The following is a 19,847-nucleotide window of genomic DNA, read 5'->3' on the forward strand; positions in this document are numbered from 1 at the left end:
TAAAATTATTTACATTTTTATACTATGCACATTACATCATGTGTTATTTAACCTTACAATAATTTTTTTATTCTTGCTGCTTCTTCAAATTCTAAATTTTCAGCATGCTCTATCATTTGCTTTCTCAAATCATCCTTATTAGTATTTACTTTCGGTTCTGCTATTGCCCTCTCCTGTAAGGTGTTTGATATAGGTTTTATTATAGTCTTTGGGACAATATTGTGCAATATATTATGTTCTTCTTGTTTTTTTCTTCTTCTTTCGGTCTCTCTTAATGCACGGTCCAGAGAACCAGTGATTTTATCTGCATACAAAATTACTCTACCTTCAGCATTACGCGCAGCACGACCAATCGTTTGAATTAATGAAGTTTCCGATCGCAAAAATCCTTCTTTATCAGCATCCAAAATTGCAACCAACCCACACTCTGGAATATCAAGACCTTCCCTCAGCAAGTTAACACCTACTAAAACATCGATTTCTTTAGATCTCAATTTGTATATAATTTCTATTCTCTCCAGCGCAGCAATATCAGAATGCAAATAACTCACTCTCATATTCATTTCACTCATATATTCAGCTAAATTTTCAGCCATTTTTTTCGTCAATGTAGTGATTAAAATACAAAATCCCTTCCCTATTGTCACTTGTGCCTCATGAATTACATCATCAATTTGACTCTCTATTGGTTTTACAATGCAGATTGGGTCCGTAAGCCCTGTTGGACGGATAACTTGCTCTATAAATACATTACTGGTCTTTGCCAACTCATACTTTCCGGGAGTGGCTGAAATGTAAACAGTCTGCGGCCTAACTCCCTCCCACTCTTCAAATTTTAATGGACGATTATCAAAAGCGGAAGGGAGCCTGAAGCCATAGTCAATCAATTTCTTTTTACGCGCCTCATTACCACTGTACATCGCACCAACCTGAGGAACGGTGACATGACTCTCATCAACAAATAAAATTACGTCTTTAGGTAAATATTCAAACAAAGTAGGTGGTGGATCCCCAGCTTCCATTCCATAGAGATAACGCGAATAATTTTCAATACCTTTACATATTCCTGTTGTTCTCATCATTTCGATATCAAAATTAGTGCGTTGCTCGAGGCGCTTTGCTTCAACAATCTTGTTTTGCGAGTAGTAATAATCCAAGCGTTCATGCAGCTCTTTTTTGACTAGTTCAATTGCCTGCAACAAAGCCTCACGCGGGGTTATGTAATAGCTATTTGGAAAAATGGTGATTTTATTTACGCCTTTGGTAACATTGCCCGTTATAGCATCAACTTCAGAAATTTCTTCTATTTCATCGCCAAATAACGATAAACGCCAAGCTTTATTTTCATAATGGGAAGGAAATATATCAACAATATCGCCGCGCACTCTGAAATATCCTCTCTCAAACCTGGCATCAGAGCGCTTGTATTGAAGATCAGTTAAGTTGCTCAGGAAATCATTAATACGAATTTTATTTCCAACACTAAGCGGTATGATCATGCTGCGGTAGCTCTCAGGCGAACCAAGACCGTATATGCAGGAAACACTGGCAACTACGATCGTATCCCTGCGCTCCAAAAGGGAGCAGACGGTGGAATAACGCAGCATCTCAATTCTTTCGTTAATTGCAGAATCTTTTTCGATATAAGTATCAGTTTGTGGTAAATAGGCTTCAGGTTGATAATAATCATAATAAGAAATGAAGTATTCAACAGCATTATGGGGAAACAATCCTTTCATTTCCTCATAAAGCTGTGCTGCTAAAGTTTTATTGTGTGCCATAATTAATGCAGGCCTGTTTGTCCTTGCAATAACATTTGCCATAGTAAAAGTTTTCCCAGAACCAGTAACTCCAAGCAAAACTTGGTCTCTTTTATTGCTATTTAGCCCCGCAATTAAACTATCGATTGCCTGCGGTTGATCTCCAGCAGGTTGAAAATGTGTAGTGATTTGAAATTTCATAGACTTTACTTACTATCTTTGATTCATTGCATAGTGAACACTATATTGCTTTTAAGATAAGTTGTATAGCTATCGTAAAGCCATAAAACATTAACCAACAATGTCATGCAAGTAGCTGACACTGGAATCTTGTTTCAATGTTAAACAAAATACCATAGAATTCAAGAAGACAATTCCTAAAAAATCCCTACATCCAAAAAAAGGCAAAATGCTGCTTGAATAAGCTAAATTTTTTTAGATGCAAAAACAATAAAACATAGTTGATACTAAATTATAGTACTCCTATGACAACGTTACAAAAATTAAGGAAATGGATAGCTCTGATCAATTGGAATAGTATTTTCAGGTACCGGTGGTCAATATGACATTTTTAAAATAAAGATTTAGAACCTGTTTAAAATCTTCTCAATAGAAGAGAAATGAAGGAAAGAACGACCATTTGTAGGCTAGTGTTAAGTTTTCGCTCGCAATTTTTCCACAATCGTCTGCATTTTTCTAACCAAGCGAAAGATCGCTCTACAACCCATCTTTGTGGCAATACAGCAAAGGAATGTAATTCACTTCGTTTTATTACTTCTACAGTTGCTCCAATAATCGTTTTTATTTGAGTTGCAAAATTTTCTCCTGTATAACCTGCATCGACCAGTATATTTTTAACTTCCGAGAGGTTTTCTTTTGCGCTTTCAACCATTCTCACAGCACTGCTAACCCCAGTTGTAAATTAGAAAAAATAGAAAAGGTAAGGAAATAGGGTAAACTCCGAGGTATTTGATATTCATTCCTAAAATAGGAGGTTACCAATGAAAGAGAAAGTAACAGAAATCTTTTGTATAGTCGATGATTTTTGCAATACAGTCGATGAAAATTTTGCAGAAAAACTTCTACCAAGTGGCAAAAAACCAACCAGGACGCCAGAGATTACGCATTCAGAGATTTTTACCATAATATTGCTATATCAAGTGCGACAATTTTAAAATTTTCTATGTGCATTATTTGAAATTATTATACGAATCAGCGTTTCCAAAATTGCCATCCTATAGTAGGTTTATCAGGCTAAAATCGCAGGTTTTATGGTATTTAGCGCTCTTAATGCAATGGTTTTGCGAACAGTCAAAAGTGACAGGGATTTCGTACATAATCTATCGCTGTTTGCCATCCAAAAAGGACCTCGAGAAACAAAGTTTTCAAAGGGTTGGCAAAGATTGGAAAGACTACTTATGGGTGGTTTTTCGGTACATCTAGTAATCAACGAAACTGGCGAAATTCAAGGGGTTACGGTGACAAAAGGCAACGTTGATACCTGTGCCAAATTTAACTCAGAAATTGACTGGATTATTGTTTAGAGATAAAGGATATATCAAAAAAGATCTTTTTCACGAATTATTCGATAGAGGGTTAAAGCTTGTAACCAGTATAAAAAGGGTATGAAAAACTCATTAATGGTGCTAAATGAGAAGATTTTGTTAAGAAAAAGATCGATTATTGAGACAGTTTTTGGCTCTCTGAAAAACAAATTTGAGATTGAGCATACTCGCCACAGATCACCGATAAATTTTTTGGTACACATTTTTTCTACGCTTGTTTCATATTCCATGCAGCCGCTGCATTTCTAAGCTTTACTTCGTTGGCTAATCCGCAACTGGGGTATATAGGGTTGACACCAAGGCAATATTCTTCTGGAAAAGTTGATCGGCATGGCAGCATATCAAAGATGGGACCAGCGGAATGTAGAAGTATGTTATATGAAGCTGCACAAACAATGCTTACAGTTACCAAGAGGACATTTAAATTAAAAAACTGGGGTTGCGAAGAAAAAAGGAATGAAAAAAGCAATTGTAGCAGTAGCAAGAAAATTAGCTGTAATTATGCATAGGATGTTGGTTGATAAAACAGAATTTTATTATCAATAAACATCAAAAGAGCATAGGACAATAATTTTATTGAAAATAAAGATAGCAATGCCGATGGAAGGGACAAGCAAGAACTTAGTTAGACTTCGTGGTAAACATGTTGCCGTCCACTTCCGCCTAACAAGTATAATGCGGCTTGACAAATTTATTGTCATCTCAGACCGCGGAGAGAACCATATGCTACTTTTAACTTATGTAAAATTACCAAGGATTATGGAGAAGATATGCTGTTTTGATTTGTGTGAAAATTATTGTTGACTTATGTGCAATTAGAGAACCTAAGTCACTTTAGCTATATATAAAAGGTTTAAGTGGTTGTATTGATGTATCTTTGTATTAAAAAACACCCAATAAGCAGAGTTGTAAGTGGAATAAACCACAAAATGTAAGTGCTAGGTGGTACGATTATAATTGAATTGCCGTAAGAATTTTTTAACTCTGAGATTATCTCTTCATCAGTGTATCCATCATTGATTTTTTTACGAATTGCTTCTCGCATATCATACGCGATCTGAGATCCAGATTCAGACAATGATTCGCCAGAACATATTGGACACCTTATTATTTCAAATAAACTGGTTGCTCGTTTTTCCATGCTTTTATCTCTGAGTTTATTATCCAGAGTAAAAGCGTTTACGCCTGAGTGGAATATCAATATGAAAAGTAAGCTAATTACTATTCTCATTCTTGGTTAATTGGATTATTTTACTGAGTTGGTTCATAAAATCAGTGATGGATAACTTTCCAATAAAGCTTGACCCTACATCATCATCGTACTTTATTGAAAATTGAATGCCATTATCAGTTGTTTTTTCTGATAAGGAAGGTACTAATTTTTCGAACGCATCTGAAGTTTTTGAGTCACCAATCATAAACGAGATTAATTCTTTATAATTTGATATAGCCACGTTGATTTTGTCTTTAAATGAATATGTAACTAAGTTGTAATTGTTTACCCCACCATCTGCAGCAAAAGAAAAATTATTACTTTGAATCAAAAATTTCTCTATATTGAAATTAATTCTGGAAGCCGAGATGTCGTTTACAAATTCATAATCAAATTTAATGTCGATACTAAGGTAACTTTCAGGACTTGCAGTATTTTTATACCGATAAGTATACAAATCAAATCCTAGCTTAGCATTTCCACTCAGTTCTTTATCGAGGTGAAATTGAATGTAATTGCTTTTATCATTCACTTCAGTTATAACACTTTGCTGATTTTCTAAAACATCACATTTTAATCCATAATCTTCGTAACGAAGTGTATCTATATAGTCTATCACGGTACTATTTTTGTTGAATCGCAATGAAGATGGTAAATCGTTTAGTCTAACAACAAAGTGGCTGCTATCGTTTGTGTGGCATTTTATATTCTTTTTCTCATCACCATGAACAGCAATATTGACTTCATTGCTTGGTATGTAGATATATACTGATTTATCAAACAATCTATTTTTTATCAATAAAGCATCAGATGAGATGGTTAATTGCTCATTGGAAAATTTTGGGTTTGTCACACGAAAAATTAGGTTAGAAGGAAATCCACTAAAATCATGTGAAATATCAAATTTTTCGTCGTTAATGTATAGTATTGTTTCAGCTAAAAGATTTTTTACCTTACATGCAGAAAAATACCAAAAACCACTATACGCTACAGGAATAAACAAAAGTAAAGAGATGATAATATAGATAAAAATCTTACGCATAGCTAATCACTCCCCTGTTTATCCAATGATATATTTCTTGTACCCCTTGGTATGGTTACACACAAGCCGTCGATATCTTTTGTGATTTTTATTTGGCACCCAAGTCTTGATGTCTCTGTTAAGCCGAAAGCTAGGTCTAACATATCATTTTCCTCATCAGATATAGGGTTATGTATTTCTACAGCATTATAAAACTTTGGATCAACAATTACATGGCATGTAGAGCAAGCAAGAGAACCTTCACATGCACCTTCAAGCAGATCTGGATCACTTCTGTGGGCTAAATTGAGCAGAGTTTCTCCCTCTGCAGCTTCATAGCTTTTCTTACTCCCATCAGATAAAATAAAAGTAACAGATGGCATATTATTCCTATTAAAATCCTTACTAATTTCTCTATATCCTACAGGTAATAACTAATATTTGCAAACTCTTTACAATTCCAGTGCCTATTTTTTGTTATCCAAGTAGCCGACACTGGTTTCCAGAAAAAAGGGTGTTATGCAAGTAGCTGACACTGGTTTCCATCCAAGACGGCAGTGCCCTCTTCTTGTCATCCTAGTGCCTTCTTCTTGTCATCCCAGTGCCCAGACACTGGGATCCAGGAATTTTATTAAGTTAGTAAGCATAAAAGTATAGCTAACGCGAGCTCTACGTCATACCGCCGCGGTATCTCTAGATCCCGCTAACACGTAGCGGGATGACGAACTGCTATACCGCCACGAACCGTCATACCGCGATTCATTCGCGGTATCTCAGCCGCTAACAAGAGATCCCGCTAACAAGTAGCGGGATGACGGTTGTTGTTTAGCTACAAACGTTAAGAAATTTACTAAGCGAAAAAAAAGGCAAAAGAAGCCCCGTGGTTATTATCTGCTTTAAAATATTGGCGTTTTTTATGTTTTAAACGCTTGACAAGCGAAATTCAGTTGCTTTTAATTGCAACTAACCTACGCTGCAAATGTTTAAGAAATTTACCAAGCAGAAAAAAAGACAAAGAATCCCCGAGTTAGCTAGTCTTTTACTATCTCTGTCGAGTATTGGCATTTTTTGATGTCTTGTAACGCTTTATAAGCGCGTTCAGCTTATTTAGATAAAAATCTAGATGTAGATGAAGTTTTGTAAAGACATACAGTATCTATATACTGCAAAAAATTGAACATAAGACGCCGATACATTAAGTAATCCTTACCTTTTAATCTGCAGATTGGCGAAAGCAAATACAATAGCTTCAGTTTCATGATAAGGGCGCTGGCGGAGTTTGTCAAGTAAGTTTTTTGTTTCTATTGAATGACAGTTGTAACCTACGAAAGAAGTCTGTTGTAATTTGTACGATATCTTTATAAAATGGTTCGCATAAGTTATCTAGCAGTGCAACTAAACAAATACAAAAATCAAAACGTCGCGGTTTTTGGTCTTGGTAAAACTGGTTTATCCGCCATTAACGCTCTAACAAAGAGTGGTGCAAGAATATATGCATGGGATGATCATGAAGAGCAAATAGCAAATGCAAAAATGATGTATAAAAAATGTAATTTTATTCATCCCAAGGAATACAATTGGCATGAGATCAGTGCATTGGTTTTAAGCCCTGGAGTGCCAACAGAGCCACATTGGATAGTAAAACTTGCAAGGAGATTTGATTGCAAAATAAAATCAGACATTGAGCTATTTCTTGAAGCTAAAACTACGAACCAGAAGGTAATAGGCGTCACAGGAACAAATGGTAAATCAACCACTACATCACTAATAGGGCACATATTAAAATCTGCAGGGAAAAAAGTAGCTATTGGTGGAAATTTAGGCGTTCCTGTTTTGGATCTAGAAAGAGATGCAGAAATTTATGTAATCGAACTCTCCTCTTTTCAATTGGAGTTGATGAATGAAATTAACGTGGACATTTCAGCACTGCTCAATATTACACCAGATCACATAGATAGGCATGGAAGTATGGAGAACTACATAGCAACTAAATTAAAACTGATAAACGGTAGTGAGGTTGCCGTAATAGGATGTGACAATGAGATTACTGCTGATATATTCAACAAATTCACTGGAGACAAAATTCCAATCTCAGTAACATATTCCCCGATGTCATTCCAGCGCGTGACGCTGGAATCCAGAAAAGAAAAACCATTGCCAACTACTCAGATGACAGAGGGTGGTGCAAGAGATCTAATATCATTGGCAGGTAACAATTTGCTTGATTATAGTGAACAGATTACTGGTATAGATCGAAATTATCTGGATCCCAGTGTCAGCTACTTGGATGACAAAAGGGGCACTGGGATCCAGAAGATCTCGTTAAAACTAGAGAATCATAGCTTATCAGTAAGCGACGTGAAAATAAACCTAATATCCAACGCAGAAAACATAGCAGCCACATATGCCGTATGTAAGGTACTTGGAGTAGATAGCAACACTATTATCAATGGAATCAAGTCCTTTTCAGGACTGAGGCATAGGAATGAACTGCTTGGCAAAATAAGAAATGTGTTTTTCGTGAACGATAGCAAAGCAACTAATGCAAAATCGAGCGAAAAGGCGATCTTATCTTATGAAAACATAAATTGGATCGCTGGTGGAAGAAGCAAAAAAGGTGGAATAGAATCATTAAGCAAGCATTTTACAAGGGTTAGAAAAGCTTTTCTTATTGGAGAATCAACCGAAGCTTTTGCAAATGTTATGGAGAATAAAGTAGATTATGTTAAATGTTGCAATCTAGAAGATGCATTCAGATTGGCTTTTGAAGAGGCCTTAAATAGCGCAGAAGAAGTAACAATATTACTTTCTCCCGCGTGTGCTTCTTTTGATCAATGGAAAAATTTCGAGGAACGTGGTGAAGCATTTTGTAGAATGTTTGAAAATCTCAGGTACAATCACACATGCTGTTTAGTATGATGTTGCGTGGAACAAAAGTTAATAATAGATAAGCTAATTAGGGTTATTCCATTTGAAGGGATAAGCGATGAAACCCTATTAAAGGTGTGCACTGACCTTAATCTAGCTAATAGCTTTTGCAAATTTCAGAATGGAATATATAGCGCTTTGGAGCACATAGCAGAGGACTTAAATAGCTCAATGGAAGCTGAATTAAGAAATTCTAATTTAGAAGATATGAAAGTGCGAGAGCGAGTAAAGTTAGCTATTCAAATACACCTTTCAAACTATGCTAAGCTACCGAATTATAGAGAACTTTTAAAAAATGTTTTATCATTCTCCGTATCACCAAAAAATACATATTTTTCTAGTAAACTTTTATACAGAACTATTAGTGCGATTTGGTATGGCATTCATGACCAATCAACAGATTTTAACTACTATACAAAAAGAGCAATATTAGCTGGAGTGTACTTAAGTACGATACTTTTTTTTATCAATGATTATTCAGAAGATTTTGTGGATACTTTATCGTTTCTTGATAACCGTATCAACAATGTCATGACATTTCAAAAATTCAAAACTCGCTTAAAAGGAATCATAGGAAATTTCTTATAAGCTATTGATTGTTGGTAGAAAAGTACTTGAGCACGATCCTGAAAAGGTTTGTGAAAATAAAAATATTCATGCTGATCATAAAGAACATTTAGTTTATTGTGAGGATAATAATGGTACAACAAAATACACCAGTTACGAAGAAAAAGAAAATAAATTTATTGAAGAAGCACATGAATATTTAATAGACTCTGAATTTAATAAAAATTTTGATCTAGGGCAGTACAGAATAAGTAATTTCTCCGGAAACTTGACGAAAATAGAACTGGAACTCATCAATGAAAAGTATATGCAAGTTTAAGTTGATAGAGAAAGAAAAATTATTCTTGCTATACCGTAAATACGTTCCAAGATTATACTAAAGTCTTTATTGCACTCAAAACCTTCGTTTTTCCTAATCTCTAGAATTATCAATGCATCATCACTTAACCAGCCTGAGTTAGCTAGTCCATTCAACGTTGATTCAACTAGATTGCTATTGTAAGGTGGGTCTATAAAAACTATGTCGCATTTTGAAATAGGTTTTGGTAAGCAGTTAGCACTGCAGCAAATTAGCGTAACATTGTCCGTAATTCCAAAATCTTCTGCTGTTTTTTTAGGCAGTTGCAAATTGTAATAATCTGAATCCACCATGAATGCATGTTTAGCGCCGCGAGAAAGCGCTTCAAATGAAAAAGAGCCACTTCCGCAGAACAAATCAAGTACATTCAAGTTATAAATAGGTTTTCTTGAGGAAAGTATACTAAATATTGCTTCTCGAACAATACTCATAGTTGGTCGTGCAGCTAAATGCTTACCTGTAGTTATTTTTCTTCCGCGATATTTGCCTGCAATGATGCGTAGCATATTAAATAAGCTCCAAAATAATTAATTATTTATACTATATGATTAATGTCAATATGGCTTTAGCAGTTTAATAGAGAGAAGCTATCGAGTCGCTTGTAAGAAAAACACAAACACAAGACTCATCAGTTATCTTTTTCTGATTTGCCTGCTGCATTAATTGCTTGACCAATCTCATCTTGTAAATCATCATGATCATTTTTTTCATCATGATTTAGCCCTTCAATTCTGCTTTCTAACTCTAACTTAATTATAGTATTGATTTTATCTATATTATCAAGAAAGCCTCTACATTCTTCTTCACTATACTCTTCACCAGATGCTTTTTTTTCAATAAATAGGTTTTTAAATCCTGCTAGATCAGAATTCTGATCGGTATTTAGTACAACATTTCTCTCTATGAAGCTAAGATCTGACAGCAGTAAGCTAACCTCTAACAGATCTTCACTTTTCACGCTTTTAAGGTCTTCAAGACTTTCTAAAATACTAAACACCTTAATCCTTTCTTGTACAATCTCTTTGTCTTCCTTATCAAATTCAGACAATAAACTATGATTATCTACAAATTTCTCACTCAAAGCTTTATTCAATTTAGCAAAATTGACATCCTTGTCAAGTGATGTGTTATCCCGCAACAAGTCTACCCTTGCCCTACGCGCATTTAAAATGTCGTCGTAGTCATTTAACTTTATGTTGCCATCTTTGTCTTGCTGCAATTTATAATAATCAAGGCCTTTGAAATTTTTATTAGTCTTCATCTTCAATCCTCTTCTCATCTCCTTTTGCATCTGGTTTCCTCATTGGTTCCGGTAATTTCCTTTTACTGTCTTCTCGATTTCTTTTTTCCTCTCTTTCAGCACGTTTTTTTATAGCTTCCTGGGTATTCATTTCAAAAAGTGCCTTAACGTACTCTTCTGGATTTTTTGGTTCTTTAAATAAAGGCTTAAGATTATAAACTTCGTCTTTTCGATCTCTTTCTTCTTTTCTTCTAGCTCTTTCAGCACGTTTTTCTACAGCTTCTGGAGTGTTCATTTCAAAAAGTGGTGAGAGGTTGTAAACTTTATCTTGATTTCTTCTGCCTTCTCTTTCAGCACGTTTTTCCATACCTTCAAAAGCAGATCCAAAATCATCAATTTCATCTGAACCTTTTGGTTCCGTGCCTAAATTTCGTGTCACTTCATTTGATTGATCAGGCTTATCTTCTTCTGTTGGCTGATCATGCTGTAGTTGATTAGGCTTGTCTTCTTGTTCTGTGCTTAGTTCTCGTACTACCTTATCTGGCTGACCTCCCCCTCGTAGTCGAAGAGGGTCGCCTTCTTCTAGTGGCTGATCATGGTTATCTCTTACTAGTTCCGTGCCTAACTCTCGTTCTACCTTATTTGATTGATCAGGATTGTCTTTTTCTGGTTCTCTCTTACGGCCGATAGTGTAATCATGAAGCTTCTCTAAGAAATCTCGCCTATATTCTTTTGCTCTATAGAGTAGGTTATGATCATAGCCATGCTTTCCTATAGAGTCAAGACCATGCTCCCAAGTAAACTTCATAGCATCTTCTATTGTATAGCCCAAATGTGATCCTACGTATCCTTTATAATAATCTAAATATTTACCGATCCTTCTGTGTGTAATATCTTCCTTATCAACTCCAAATGCCCTGTAAATTTTTTCCTCGAGCTTATCAACATCATTTTCAGGCGATGTTGCAAACTTCGTTGCTTCAATAGTAGCACCTACAAATTTACGTGGCACATCAATAGCGTATTTCAGCACTCCTCCAACTCTTGGTACTCTCCCCAGCAGATTAGCTGCACCTCCGGCTAATCTATCCGGTAAATGAGTAGCCCAACTGCCTAAAGACTCAAGTCCTCTACCAGCAAAATTTTGCCACTGCTGTTTGAATCCTTCCATTATGCCAGTCAAAGGCGATGCCTGATACATACTAGATATATTGTAAACGCTGAATCCACCACCAGCGATACTTGAGCCCATTTGTTGTACGAACGTGCGTAAGGAGAACATTAAAAATGAAAGCAAGAATAGTATAAAGATTTCCCCTGCATTGATTAAATAACCTCTCTGTATGTCTTGCACCCTTTGGTAATCGCTATTTTCTTGATAATTTTTGCAATCCTCACAATCTTTACATTTCTGACAGTATTCACTGTTGGGATCCTTATATAAATCATGAAGTTTCAGTATTCTACAACCTTGTTTTTCTACCGCACTCCGCACTAAAGATCTTATTTCATTAATTATTTCCCTATAACTATTGCATTTATTTATATCTTGACAGTAGCGTTTTATTATTTCACTAACATCACCTATCCTTTTCTCTATATTGTTGATCAGTAATATAATGTCAGCCCTCTCTGATGCATGAGATAAACTATTTGTTAAGCGCACTAGATCTTTTTCACTACAGCCATTACTAACTACCATATCACTTTCTGCAATATAGTGGTCTGCTGGATTATCTTTAGTTCCAGGAATTGGATTAAAGAAAGGATAATCTATATAACGAAACCCTTTTATATGTTCACCATTTTTATCTTTAGGGTAATCTGGTGGAAGCGGGATATATCCAGCACCACCAGTAAATTTTATTGTACCACCTTCTCTGCTTATCTTTTCTATACCTTCTATACTTTTATCTATGTTAAGAGAAGAAGCTTCTCCAAGAGTGTAAGGTACAAAAATTTGCCCTGGGGTCCAACCAAAGTACTGCTTATCAACGATACAAAAACCGCCAAACACCCATTTTGGAGCACATAACTTTACCTCGAACCATTTATTGTAGCATACAGTAAAACCTAGTTGTCTATAAAAGGTGTTCATTATCATTGAAGCCAACAATGACAAGAGAGTAAATATCATAATCGATTGTAAACAAAAACTGATGCAGAATTTTATCCAACCTTCAAATAGACTTTTCAGCGGTGAAAATAAAATAGAAATTAGAAACAGTGGCATGATAGCTATAAGAAAAGCTATACCCATAAAGCCAGAGAGAAATATTATGTAAGCATACAAGCACAACAAGAAGTATAGTACAATCCCTATGAAAATTGCCGGTATCATAAGAAGGCTTGCCCACATTTGGTAATGTAAAAACGCTGCAAACTTTTTCCAAACAGAATAAGCAAAAAATTTATTGAACATGTCCTCCATGAAGCTAAACAACTTAGCTTCATCTCCTTGAGCAATACTTCCGGTGTTCATGTTGGGAGCAAAGTTAGTAATTACACTTATCAATTGTTCAAGACCTTTAACGAATAAAACAAGAAAATGATCATAGAAAAATCTAAAACTTCCAGGAGATATAAGCACTATTACTAGAGTGATTTTCATCATTCTGATGAGCATATCATGCTTAGTTTCTCGTATCATGCCAAAAAGATAAAGAAGCGATGAAATCATTACAAATAGAACAAGCAAGGAAAGAACAAAATTGTGAAAGCTCGTACTTTTTTCAGCTATATTTTCGAACATAGCTTGTGCAACTGCAGGATCATTGCTATTAAAATGTTCTTTGCAATTTTCGTTAATCAATAATACACATTTTAGATAGTTATAAATGTAATCAAAAAACCCAAAACTACTTGGCTGCTGCACTCCACTTAAGAACTCAAAAGAGTAGCCACCTACATTATCTAAGTAATATCTATCTAATATTTTTACATATATTTTCCATCCCTTTTTTAACTTCAACTCATTACAATTTCTGTCCTTTAATTTAGTGTTATCTCTGTCTAAAGTAAAAAATCCATTGTCGCCCTCTGCTGTGGAGTTATAACCTAGATGTACAGTAGGATATTGAGGATCGCGCATTAACTTTAGATTTTCGTTAGGATCATCTTTCCCCGTTTGAAACAAAAGATAAGCACCATGACCGTTGGTAAACCAACATGGAGCACCACGTGATACTGTATTTGCACTATCATCTTCATTAATGCACTTGCAATTTACAGTGCAACTTGCATTAGGCTTACTTGAAAATTTTTGTATGCTAGGTTTATAATCATTACAAACTAAGTGAAAATTAGGTAAACTATTATCACTTTGTTTACCTTCAAATTTAGTTGCATATTTTAACTGCTCCAAGCTTTGTAAGGTATAACTGCCTTTTTTAGATTCCTTCTTGTTATTATTACTCCAAGATGTCCATGCACCATTAACTCGCACTTTTAAACTATCTCCATTGGTTTCGAGTCCGGTATCCTCCCACTTCACCACTTGGTTATGGTGAAAACCATAATTAATTTCGCCAGTTTCAGGATCAATAACTTCTCCATCTCCTGGAATAAACGCATCGTGGTCGCTTGAAAAATGAGCGCTTACTGCAATAGGTTTAGGACCAAAATAGTCAGCAGATATACACCTTGGAAAAGGCATATCGTTTTTACTACAACCTGTGATCAGCACATAAGCTGCAAGAAGTAATACCCTAAACCAACATTTGCCTAAACGTGATTGCATATCTAAACTTTTTCCAAATACAGAATAAATTTCTAAAACTTTACTTAAAATATCTTTTTAATTAGTTACTCCATAATATCATTTATATCTTACTCCTCTCCATTTTCTTCCTTGTTTTTAGCTTTAGCACTAGGATCACTTCTTATTGTTTCATCAGAATTTTTTTGCTGATCTGATTGTTTTAATGTTTTAGGTCTATCACTCGTTGTTTTATCAGAACTTCCTTTAGAATCTTCTTTTTTGTCTGGTTGCTTTGGCGTGTTAGGTAATTTAGCCTCAATTTTTCCCCGATCTTTACTCATTTTCTGCTTGATACTCTGTATCATACTTTGGGTCTTATCATCAAGGCCAACGGTTGACAGCATAGCTTGCGATGCGCTCTTAGCAACTGTACCAACACCGCCAGTAACTCCATAACCAGAGCTAAATAGTGTTTGTACCATAGTTTCCGATATAGAAACAAAAGCTTCCATTGCACCGGCAATAATGAGGTATATAAACGCCTGGATTAGGTCTATAGGTAATGCTGCAAAGTGTCCACCAGCCCTTTCTCCGGTACTGAGTGCAACATCAACGCTAGTGCCAGGACTGTATCCAAGAGGCAGTATTGATTTCATCAAGCACAGATCATACGATAAGAAATTTACGCTAATTAAACATTGATAGCATGCAGAAAAATTTGTGAGGTTATATAAAACTGAATACATCAACTGATTTAAAAGAGATAAAAATGAAAATAAAATGACTGGTTCTAATGAAACATGAGCCAACGTTTTTATCCAATTATCAAACAAGGGTTTAGTCTTTTGAAATAGAATAAATACGATAAATAAAGGTGTTAATGACAGTAAAAACGCCACTAGAACAGTAGATATTACATATTTAAACGTAGCGCTAATAATGCATTTTAAGAACATAAAAGTAGCGTAGAGTATTGCCAAAAATGCAATAAAGCCAAAAGGACCAGAGAGCATCAATGATAAAAACTTTAACCAAGTTTCTGCTGTGAATAATACTCCTGCTGTCAAGTCTAAGAATGCAAATTTTCTCCCCCCTTCCCCTATATAGCCAGAAAAGCTATCAACCAAATAAGTGCTACCATCTATAAAAAGTCTGGATAAAGTTGTACCAAAAAGTTCCCAGCTTCTATCGCTAAAGGCAAAAGCTATAAATGCTATCTTGAACATTCTTACAATGAAATCAAATTTACTTAGCTGTATTGTTCCAAGCATATAGCCAATGACAGTAAATATAACGTATAGAGTAAGTAAAGCTCTTACCCCCTGAAGAAGACCTCTTGCATATCCTTTGTATGAATCTTTAACGCTGTCCCCAATTACTTCTTCTTTTATAAATTTAAATACCCCGTTTACATTCGATGAAATAAAATCATTAATTTTTCTTTTGACAAATAAAGTTACACTATACTTATTGTTTTCGTAATATTTGCCATTTTTGTCCGTAATGTCATCTTTCTCTACGTTGCTTACATTGATGCCGAAATATATCTTCTTAGGTTTGCATTCATCTGTTATAGGTTTTTTGTCTTTGCATTCATCTGTTAAAAGACCTCCATCTATTATATAATATACCTTATCCTTTGTTTTATCTAAGTGCTCTACTTTTTTGAAATCATTAGTCTTTGGAGCAGATGGATCCCCTGGCGGGTTATCACCCAAATACACATACAGTTTTTCACCATTGATATATTCACACGATCTAGTCACTTTAACATGGTACCCGCCCCTATTAGCTCCATAGTAACCATAATCTGCTATAGCAAGCATCACACTACTACCATATTTTACATTGTCATTTACTGCATAGTCACTATTTAATTTCAGAGAAAAATCCTCGAAATTGTCACTAATTTGCGAACACACATTATCCTTTCTTGCACCTACTTCATTATCTGGAAGACATTGCATACCTTTATCAGTATCTTGATCACCAAGATCACCAATTTTTGCAACAAGAGCCTCAGCCCAAGATTTATCATCTTCAGTAAAACTACCTGCTTTAACATTCCCTTCCATTTTTTCTAGATAAGAATACATATCACATTTATTTCCTTTATCGTACTTCTTATACCTTATAGAGGAGACACAGTTCCGTTCTCCTGCTCGACCTGAATCATAGCTCCATATACCTTTTCTAGTATAGCATATATTCTGATAGTAACAATTAAGCTCATAAGAACTGTACTTTTTTTTCTCATCCAAACTACAGTTTTTTCCATCACATAACTCATTCAATCCTATTTTAGCTCGGCGTAAATCGAACAGCGAGCCATGTATCCATGGTTCGTTGTTTTTAACATAACCTTTATTAAAATGTACCTTATTATCATATGGAGTGTACCCATTGCCAACTAGCACTTTGCTTTCCTTTGCTTTTGTTTTATCAAGAGGTAAAAATTTTATTTTATTTCTCTTTCCATCCTTGCCCTCACAAAAAAATTCCTCTCCCTCTTGCTTGCTAACATTCAATATTTCACTTTCTGACACTTTTTCACCTCCTTCTTCAGCTCTATAACAATTGTCATCAAAGCTGATACCTTTCCCTCCTGGATTGTCATAATCAATTGTTATTTTTCTGGGAACTAAGCTAAAGCTTAACTTATCACCAGGATTTACTTTAATTCCAGTGTCTACATAACGTCTATTGCTGCCAAATCCTTTACCACCGCACAATTCGTTTTTATTTACGCCTTTTTCATCAACGCCATAATTATTAGGCACATCGTTAATATTTGCAGCTTTACTATAATTTGGTTCTGAGCCATCAGCACAAAAGCTAGCTGGCACAAGTACTTTCCTTGGATTTTTGTCTTCTTTAAAAGGGCAAAAATTTACTGATCCATCGAGGGTGAATTTGATTTCCTCACCCTTACTAATTACTTGACCAGAATCAACCCAATGAATTTTAACTTCTTCACCAGCTTTATGAACTGGAACATCCACGTTAACACTAGTGTTTCTGCTCTGCAACCCAGGTTCGACACAATCCATGTTACAACCAGTGATTGCAAGACACAGTATCAACAATAGTGATCTTTTACTTATCATTGCTGTCTTCCTGGTGGTGGTATCTGAGGCGTTGACCTTTGAGTCCCTTGTGGTATTTGAGGTCTTGACGTACCTGACTGTTGAGAAGCACCTCCTCTTTCTCTTCTTTGAACGCTTTGTTCATCTAACCCTACTGTTCCCATTAAGCTTTGTTGATACTGTCTTCCAGGTTCGCTTGCTACATAAGCACCAAACAACGAGTCAGATATTGTCGAAGAAGCTTCAACTAAAGCTTTCATAGCGTGTCCCAAAATAACAAAAGCCATCATAGCGGTAATATTAGGTGTATATTTGGAAGCATAACCATAAAAAATACAAGGGTTAAAAATCTTTAAGTTAATATTAAGTATACATGTAGAGCAGACCTCAAAATCAAATACTGAATACACAATATAATCCATAACCTGGCTTATCAGTGATATAAAAATTAAAAGCACTACTGGATGAATCGCAAATCTTGCTAAATTTTTAACCCAGTTGTGAAACATCTGCCTAGTATACGCAAATAAAAGACAAATAATAAAAATAGGTGCTAAAGAAAGCAATAACGCAACTATTGCTATAGATGTAATAAAAGAAAATAAGGCATTAAAAATAGATAAGCTCACTGTGATTAAACCCCAAATCACCAAGCAAAAAGATACAATGCCCAAAGGGCCAGAAAATATAAGAGATACTATTAACAATACTGAATGCGATGACAAGAACCTATTGAGCGGCAAATCAAGAAACTCAAAAACATTTGAAGTAGTGCCTCTAAAATTTGCTATTTCTATTAGTTGTTTTGGAGTGTTAATAAATATAGAGAATGCGTTGTTATAAAAAAAGTCCCAGCTATTATCCTGCAATAGCTGGGCGATGATTCCTATCTTTACGCATATAATTAAAAACTCATATATAGAAATATGAGTTAATCCAAAAAAGTAATAAAGAGTATATAAGATTATATATAGTACTAATAGTGATATTATAGTAGATCTAATGGTATTTGTTCTGCTTGATTTTATAAAACTTTCGTAAAGAGACTTTACAGGACTAGTATCAGAGTGAATTGCGTTAGGGTCTTTATAATTAGAGCCGAAAAATGCAGTTTTCACTTTTTCATCAAAGAAATTATATATTGCACTAAAAGTTTTTGTAGGTGGCTCTTTAGTTGTTAGGTTAATACTAAATTGACCTTCATTTTTGTAATCGCAGCCATGGTCTCTTATTCCGTAATATATGGTGCCTGTTTTGTCTTTTAATTTTCCTTTCAAGTTTTCCATGTCATGAACTTTGCTGATATCTACAGATATATCCGCTTGATTTTCACCAGGCTTATGCTCAGGGAATTTATCGGAAACACTTATATACAAGCTATTTTCCAGACTATGGTTCTTCGTTACTCTTATGTTGAACCCGCCTTTGTCATTTGTATTGTAGCAGCTCTTGTCATTTCTGCTACATAGACTAAAAGTTAAACTTGGTATTTGATGGTCATTCTCCATCTTATGATCACAACTAGTACATAAACCACCACCTGGAATGTGTTCAAGAGTTTCATTATCCATACCAACTTTTAGAAATGTAATGTCAGTTTTTACCTGTTTTCCCTTTAATACGTTACTAATAATTTCAGCAACAACAGATTCACCACTAGAATTTAAAGCATTGAATAGCTCAATTTCTATATTATTATATTCAATATACACGCAATCCTCGCCTCTACGACCAGAAGAAAATTTACATATACGTCTACAGAGTGAATTTAAAATGTGCGTATCTATCTTACTTGCACTGCTCTCTGAAAGCTTACTGCAATCTATATTCTCTCCTTGTTCTATAGAGTTAATAATATTTTCAATTTCCTTTTTTCTTTCATCTTGATCTAACTTCGAAAACCAGTACTCTCTTCCACTCAACCATTGCGCATCGCCTATTATATATTTATTAGGACATATCCCATCCTTGCCACCTTGGCATTTCTCTTGATTTAAAACATGTGCAAAATGTTCCGTTTCTTGCTCGCTACACTTTTCGTCGATTTTCAAATACCTGATTTTTGTCTCACTCTCTTTATCTTTACACACTTTACTTCCAATCACACTAAAGCTTATCGTATCGCCTTTTTTAAGTGCAAATGGTAATGCAACGTCATTTCTCCCAGGCCCAATTGCAAAATCTGCATACTGCTTAGGACAAAAATTAACCTTACTAGGCACTATATCAATCTCTGTTACTCTTATTCTATCTGAGATATTAACACCAGAATCAACCCATTTCTGCTCTGTTGACACTATATCTAGTTTTTCACGCAAACCTGATAAATTTTCTGGCTTAATACAGTGATGTTCCCCGCAGCCTGACAGAAAAAAAAACGGTATTATCAGCAAAAATTTTAGCATAAAT

17 protein-coding genes and 2 pseudogenes are annotated in these 19,847 nt (G+C 35.1%); 9 read left to right on the forward strand and 10 right to left on the reverse strand.

What is annotated here, in order from left to right:
* Window positions 1-53 precede the first annotated feature (53 nt).
* Together uvrB and ACFEL3_RS05850 are read right to left on the reverse strand one after the other, a co-directional pair.
* Window positions 54-1,961 (reverse strand): excinuclease ABC subunit UvrB, encoded by a 1,908-nt coding sequence (gene uvrB / locus ACFEL3_RS05845; protein WP_265039582.1) that lies wholly within the window; start codon window positions 1,959-1,961, stop codon window positions 54-56.
* Between the two features lie 394 nt (window positions 1,962-2,355).
* Window positions 2,356-2,628 (reverse strand): annotated as a pseudogene (locus ACFEL3_RS05850) (transposase); the annotation flags it as partial.
* 133 nt (window positions 2,629-2,761) lie between these two features.
* Here ACFEL3_RS05850 and ACFEL3_RS05855 point away from each other — a divergent pair.
* The 5 genes and pseudogenes from ACFEL3_RS05855 to ACFEL3_RS05875 all read left to right on the forward strand — a co-directional run bounded on the left by ACFEL3_RS05855 (window position 2,762) and on the right by ACFEL3_RS05875 (window position 3,834).
* On the forward strand, window positions 2,762-2,935 hold the full coding sequence (locus ACFEL3_RS05855) for a hypothetical protein (RefSeq protein ID WP_010082315.1): 174 nt from the start codon (window positions 2,762-2,764) through the stop codon (window positions 2,933-2,935).
* 167 nt (window positions 2,936-3,102) lie between these two features.
* Window positions 3,103-3,258, forward strand: coding sequence for a transposase (locus ACFEL3_RS05860; RefSeq protein ID WP_369408983.1), 156 nt, complete (start codon window positions 3,103-3,105; stop codon window positions 3,256-3,258).
* Window positions 3,259-3,263: 5 nt separating this feature from the next.
* Window positions 3,264-3,445, forward strand: a pseudogene (locus ACFEL3_RS05865) (transposase); the annotation flags it as partial.
* A complete protein-coding gene (locus tag ACFEL3_RS05870; RefSeq protein WP_369408987.1) occupies window positions 3,422-3,574 on the forward strand; it encodes a transposase in 153 nt (50 codons plus the stop codon). The pseudogene ACFEL3_RS05865 and the gene ACFEL3_RS05870, both read left to right, overlap by 24 nt.
* A 41-nt stretch (window positions 3,575-3,615) precedes the next feature.
* Window positions 3,616-3,834 carry a transposase gene (locus ACFEL3_RS05875; RefSeq protein ID WP_182321042.1) on the forward strand — a complete coding sequence of 73 codons (219 nt, stop codon included), beginning with the start codon at window positions 3,616-3,618 and terminating at the stop codon, window positions 3,832-3,834.
* 344 nt (window positions 3,835-4,178) lie between these two features.
* On the opposite strand, the gene ACFEL3_RS05880 is transcribed toward ACFEL3_RS05875, so the two are convergent.
* The 3 genes from ACFEL3_RS05880 to ACFEL3_RS05890 are packed head-to-tail and all read right to left on the reverse strand — an operon-like array spanning window position 4,179 to window position 5,942.
* Entirely contained in the window at window positions 4,179-4,556 is a 378-nt protein-coding gene (locus ACFEL3_RS05880) for a cytochrome c-type biogenesis protein CcmH (protein WP_010962876.1), read from the reverse strand.
* Complete coding sequence (locus ACFEL3_RS05885; RefSeq protein WP_010962877.1) at window positions 4,540-5,580, reverse strand: hypothetical protein; 1,041 nt, start codon at window positions 5,578-5,580, stop codon at window positions 4,540-4,542. The genes ACFEL3_RS05880 and ACFEL3_RS05885 overlap by 17 nt, the downstream gene beginning before the upstream one ends.
* 2 nt (window positions 5,581-5,582) lie before the next feature.
* Complete coding sequence (locus ACFEL3_RS05890) at window positions 5,583-5,942, reverse strand: ferredoxin family 2Fe-2S iron-sulfur cluster binding protein (protein ID WP_265017985.1); 360 nt, start codon at window positions 5,940-5,942, stop codon at window positions 5,583-5,585.
* A 136-nt stretch (window positions 5,943-6,078) separates the two neighbouring features.
* Here ACFEL3_RS05890 and ACFEL3_RS05895 point away from each other — a divergent pair, with 136 nt between their 5' ends.
* From ACFEL3_RS05895 to ACFEL3_RS05910, 4 genes are all read left to right on the forward strand, one after another.
* Window positions 6,079-6,216, forward strand: coding sequence for a hypothetical protein (locus ACFEL3_RS05895; RefSeq protein ID WP_010962879.1), 138 nt, complete (start codon window positions 6,079-6,081; stop codon window positions 6,214-6,216).
* A gap of 708 nt (window positions 6,217-6,924) precedes the next feature.
* Entirely contained in the window at window positions 6,925-8,478 is a 1,554-nt protein-coding gene (locus tag ACFEL3_RS05900; RefSeq protein ID WP_007549232.1) for a Mur ligase family protein, read from the forward strand.
* Between the two features lie 6 nt (window positions 8,479-8,484).
* Entirely contained in the window at window positions 8,485-9,075 is a 591-nt protein-coding gene (locus ACFEL3_RS05905; RefSeq protein WP_010082414.1) for a COQ9 family protein, read from the forward strand.
* Window positions 9,076-9,079: 4 nt separating this feature from the next.
* Window positions 9,080-9,373, forward strand: coding sequence for a hypothetical protein (locus ACFEL3_RS05910; RefSeq protein ID WP_010082415.1), 294 nt, complete (start codon window positions 9,080-9,082; stop codon window positions 9,371-9,373).
* Here ACFEL3_RS05910 and rsmD read toward each other — a convergent pair.
* The 5 genes from rsmD to ACFEL3_RS05935 all read right to left on the reverse strand — a co-directional run bounded on the left by rsmD (window position 9,370) and on the right by ACFEL3_RS05935 (window position 19,843).
* On the reverse strand, window positions 9,370-9,918 hold the full coding sequence (gene rsmD / locus ACFEL3_RS05915) for a 16S rRNA (guanine(966)-N(2))-methyltransferase RsmD (protein ID WP_010082416.1): 549 nt from the start codon (window positions 9,916-9,918) through the stop codon (window positions 9,370-9,372). The genes ACFEL3_RS05910 and rsmD overlap by 4 nt on opposite strands.
* 122 nt (window positions 9,919-10,040) lie before the next feature.
* Complete coding sequence (locus tag ACFEL3_RS05920) at window positions 10,041-10,673, reverse strand: hypothetical protein (RefSeq protein ID WP_010082417.1); 633 nt, start codon at window positions 10,671-10,673, stop codon at window positions 10,041-10,043.
* Window positions 10,663-14,391 (reverse strand): type IV secretion system protein, encoded by a 3,729-nt coding sequence (locus tag ACFEL3_RS05925; protein WP_095742764.1) that lies wholly within the window; start codon window positions 14,389-14,391, stop codon window positions 10,663-10,665. The genes ACFEL3_RS05920 and ACFEL3_RS05925 overlap by 11 nt, the downstream gene beginning before the upstream one ends.
* A gap of 89 nt (window positions 14,392-14,480) precedes the next feature.
* Window positions 14,481-17,459, reverse strand: a complete 2,979-nt coding sequence (locus ACFEL3_RS05930; protein WP_208571614.1) for a type IV secretion system protein — start codon at window positions 17,457-17,459, stop codon at window positions 14,481-14,483.
* Window positions 17,456-19,843 carry a type IV secretion system protein gene (locus tag ACFEL3_RS05935; protein ID WP_375316755.1) on the reverse strand — a complete coding sequence of 796 codons (2,388 nt, stop codon included), beginning with the start codon at window positions 19,841-19,843 and terminating at the stop codon, window positions 17,456-17,458. The genes ACFEL3_RS05930 and ACFEL3_RS05935 overlap by 4 nt, the downstream gene beginning before the upstream one ends.
* Window positions 19,844-19,847 lie beyond the last annotated feature (4 nt).

The organism is Wolbachia endosymbiont (group A) of Opomyza germinationis (assembly GCF_964264765.1).
Classification (GTDB): domain Bacteria; phylum Pseudomonadota; class Alphaproteobacteria; order Rickettsiales; family Anaplasmataceae; genus Wolbachia; species Wolbachia pipientis.

Excerpts from the sequence above, each read along its gene's own strand:
- uvrB (WP_265039582.1), bottom strand. The coding sequence starts at position 1,961 with ATGAAATTTCAAATCACTACACATTTTCAACCTGCTGGAGATCAACCG.
- ACFEL3_RS05855 (WP_010082315.1), top strand. The coding sequence starts at position 2,762 with ATGAAAGAGAAAGTAACAGAAATCTTTTGTATAGTCGATGATTTTTGC.
- ACFEL3_RS05880 (WP_010962876.1), bottom strand. The coding sequence starts at position 4,556 with ATGAGAATAGTAATTAGCTTACTTTTCATATTGATATTCCACTCAGGC.
- ACFEL3_RS05885 (WP_010962877.1), bottom strand. The coding sequence starts at position 5,580 with ATGCGTAAGATTTTTATCTATATTATCATCTCTTTACTTTTGTTTATT.
- ACFEL3_RS05890 (WP_265017985.1), bottom strand. The coding sequence starts at position 5,942 with ATGCCATCTGTTACTTTTATTTTATCTGATGGGAGTAAGAAAAGCTAT.
- ACFEL3_RS05895 (WP_010962879.1), top strand. The coding sequence starts at position 6,079 with ATGCAAGTAGCTGACACTGGTTTCCATCCAAGACGGCAGTGCCCTCTT.
- ACFEL3_RS05900 (WP_007549232.1), top strand. The coding sequence starts at position 6,925 with ATGGTTCGCATAAGTTATCTAGCAGTGCAACTAAACAAATACAAAAAT.
- rsmD (WP_010082416.1), bottom strand. The coding sequence starts at position 9,918 with ATGCTACGCATCATTGCAGGCAAATATCGCGGAAGAAAAATAACTACA.
- ACFEL3_RS05920 (WP_010082417.1), bottom strand. The coding sequence starts at position 10,673 with ATGAAGACTAATAAAAATTTCAAAGGCCTTGATTATTATAAATTGCAG.
- ACFEL3_RS05925 (WP_095742764.1), bottom strand. The coding sequence starts at position 14,391 with ATGCAATCACGTTTAGGCAAATGTTGGTTTAGGGTATTACTTCTTGCA.
- ACFEL3_RS05930 (WP_208571614.1), bottom strand. The coding sequence starts at position 17,459 with ATGATAAGTAAAAGATCACTATTGTTGATACTGTGTCTTGCAATCACT.
- ACFEL3_RS05935 (WP_375316755.1), bottom strand. The coding sequence starts at position 19,843 with ATGCTAAAATTTTTGCTGATAATACCGTTTTTTTTTCTGTCAGGCTGC.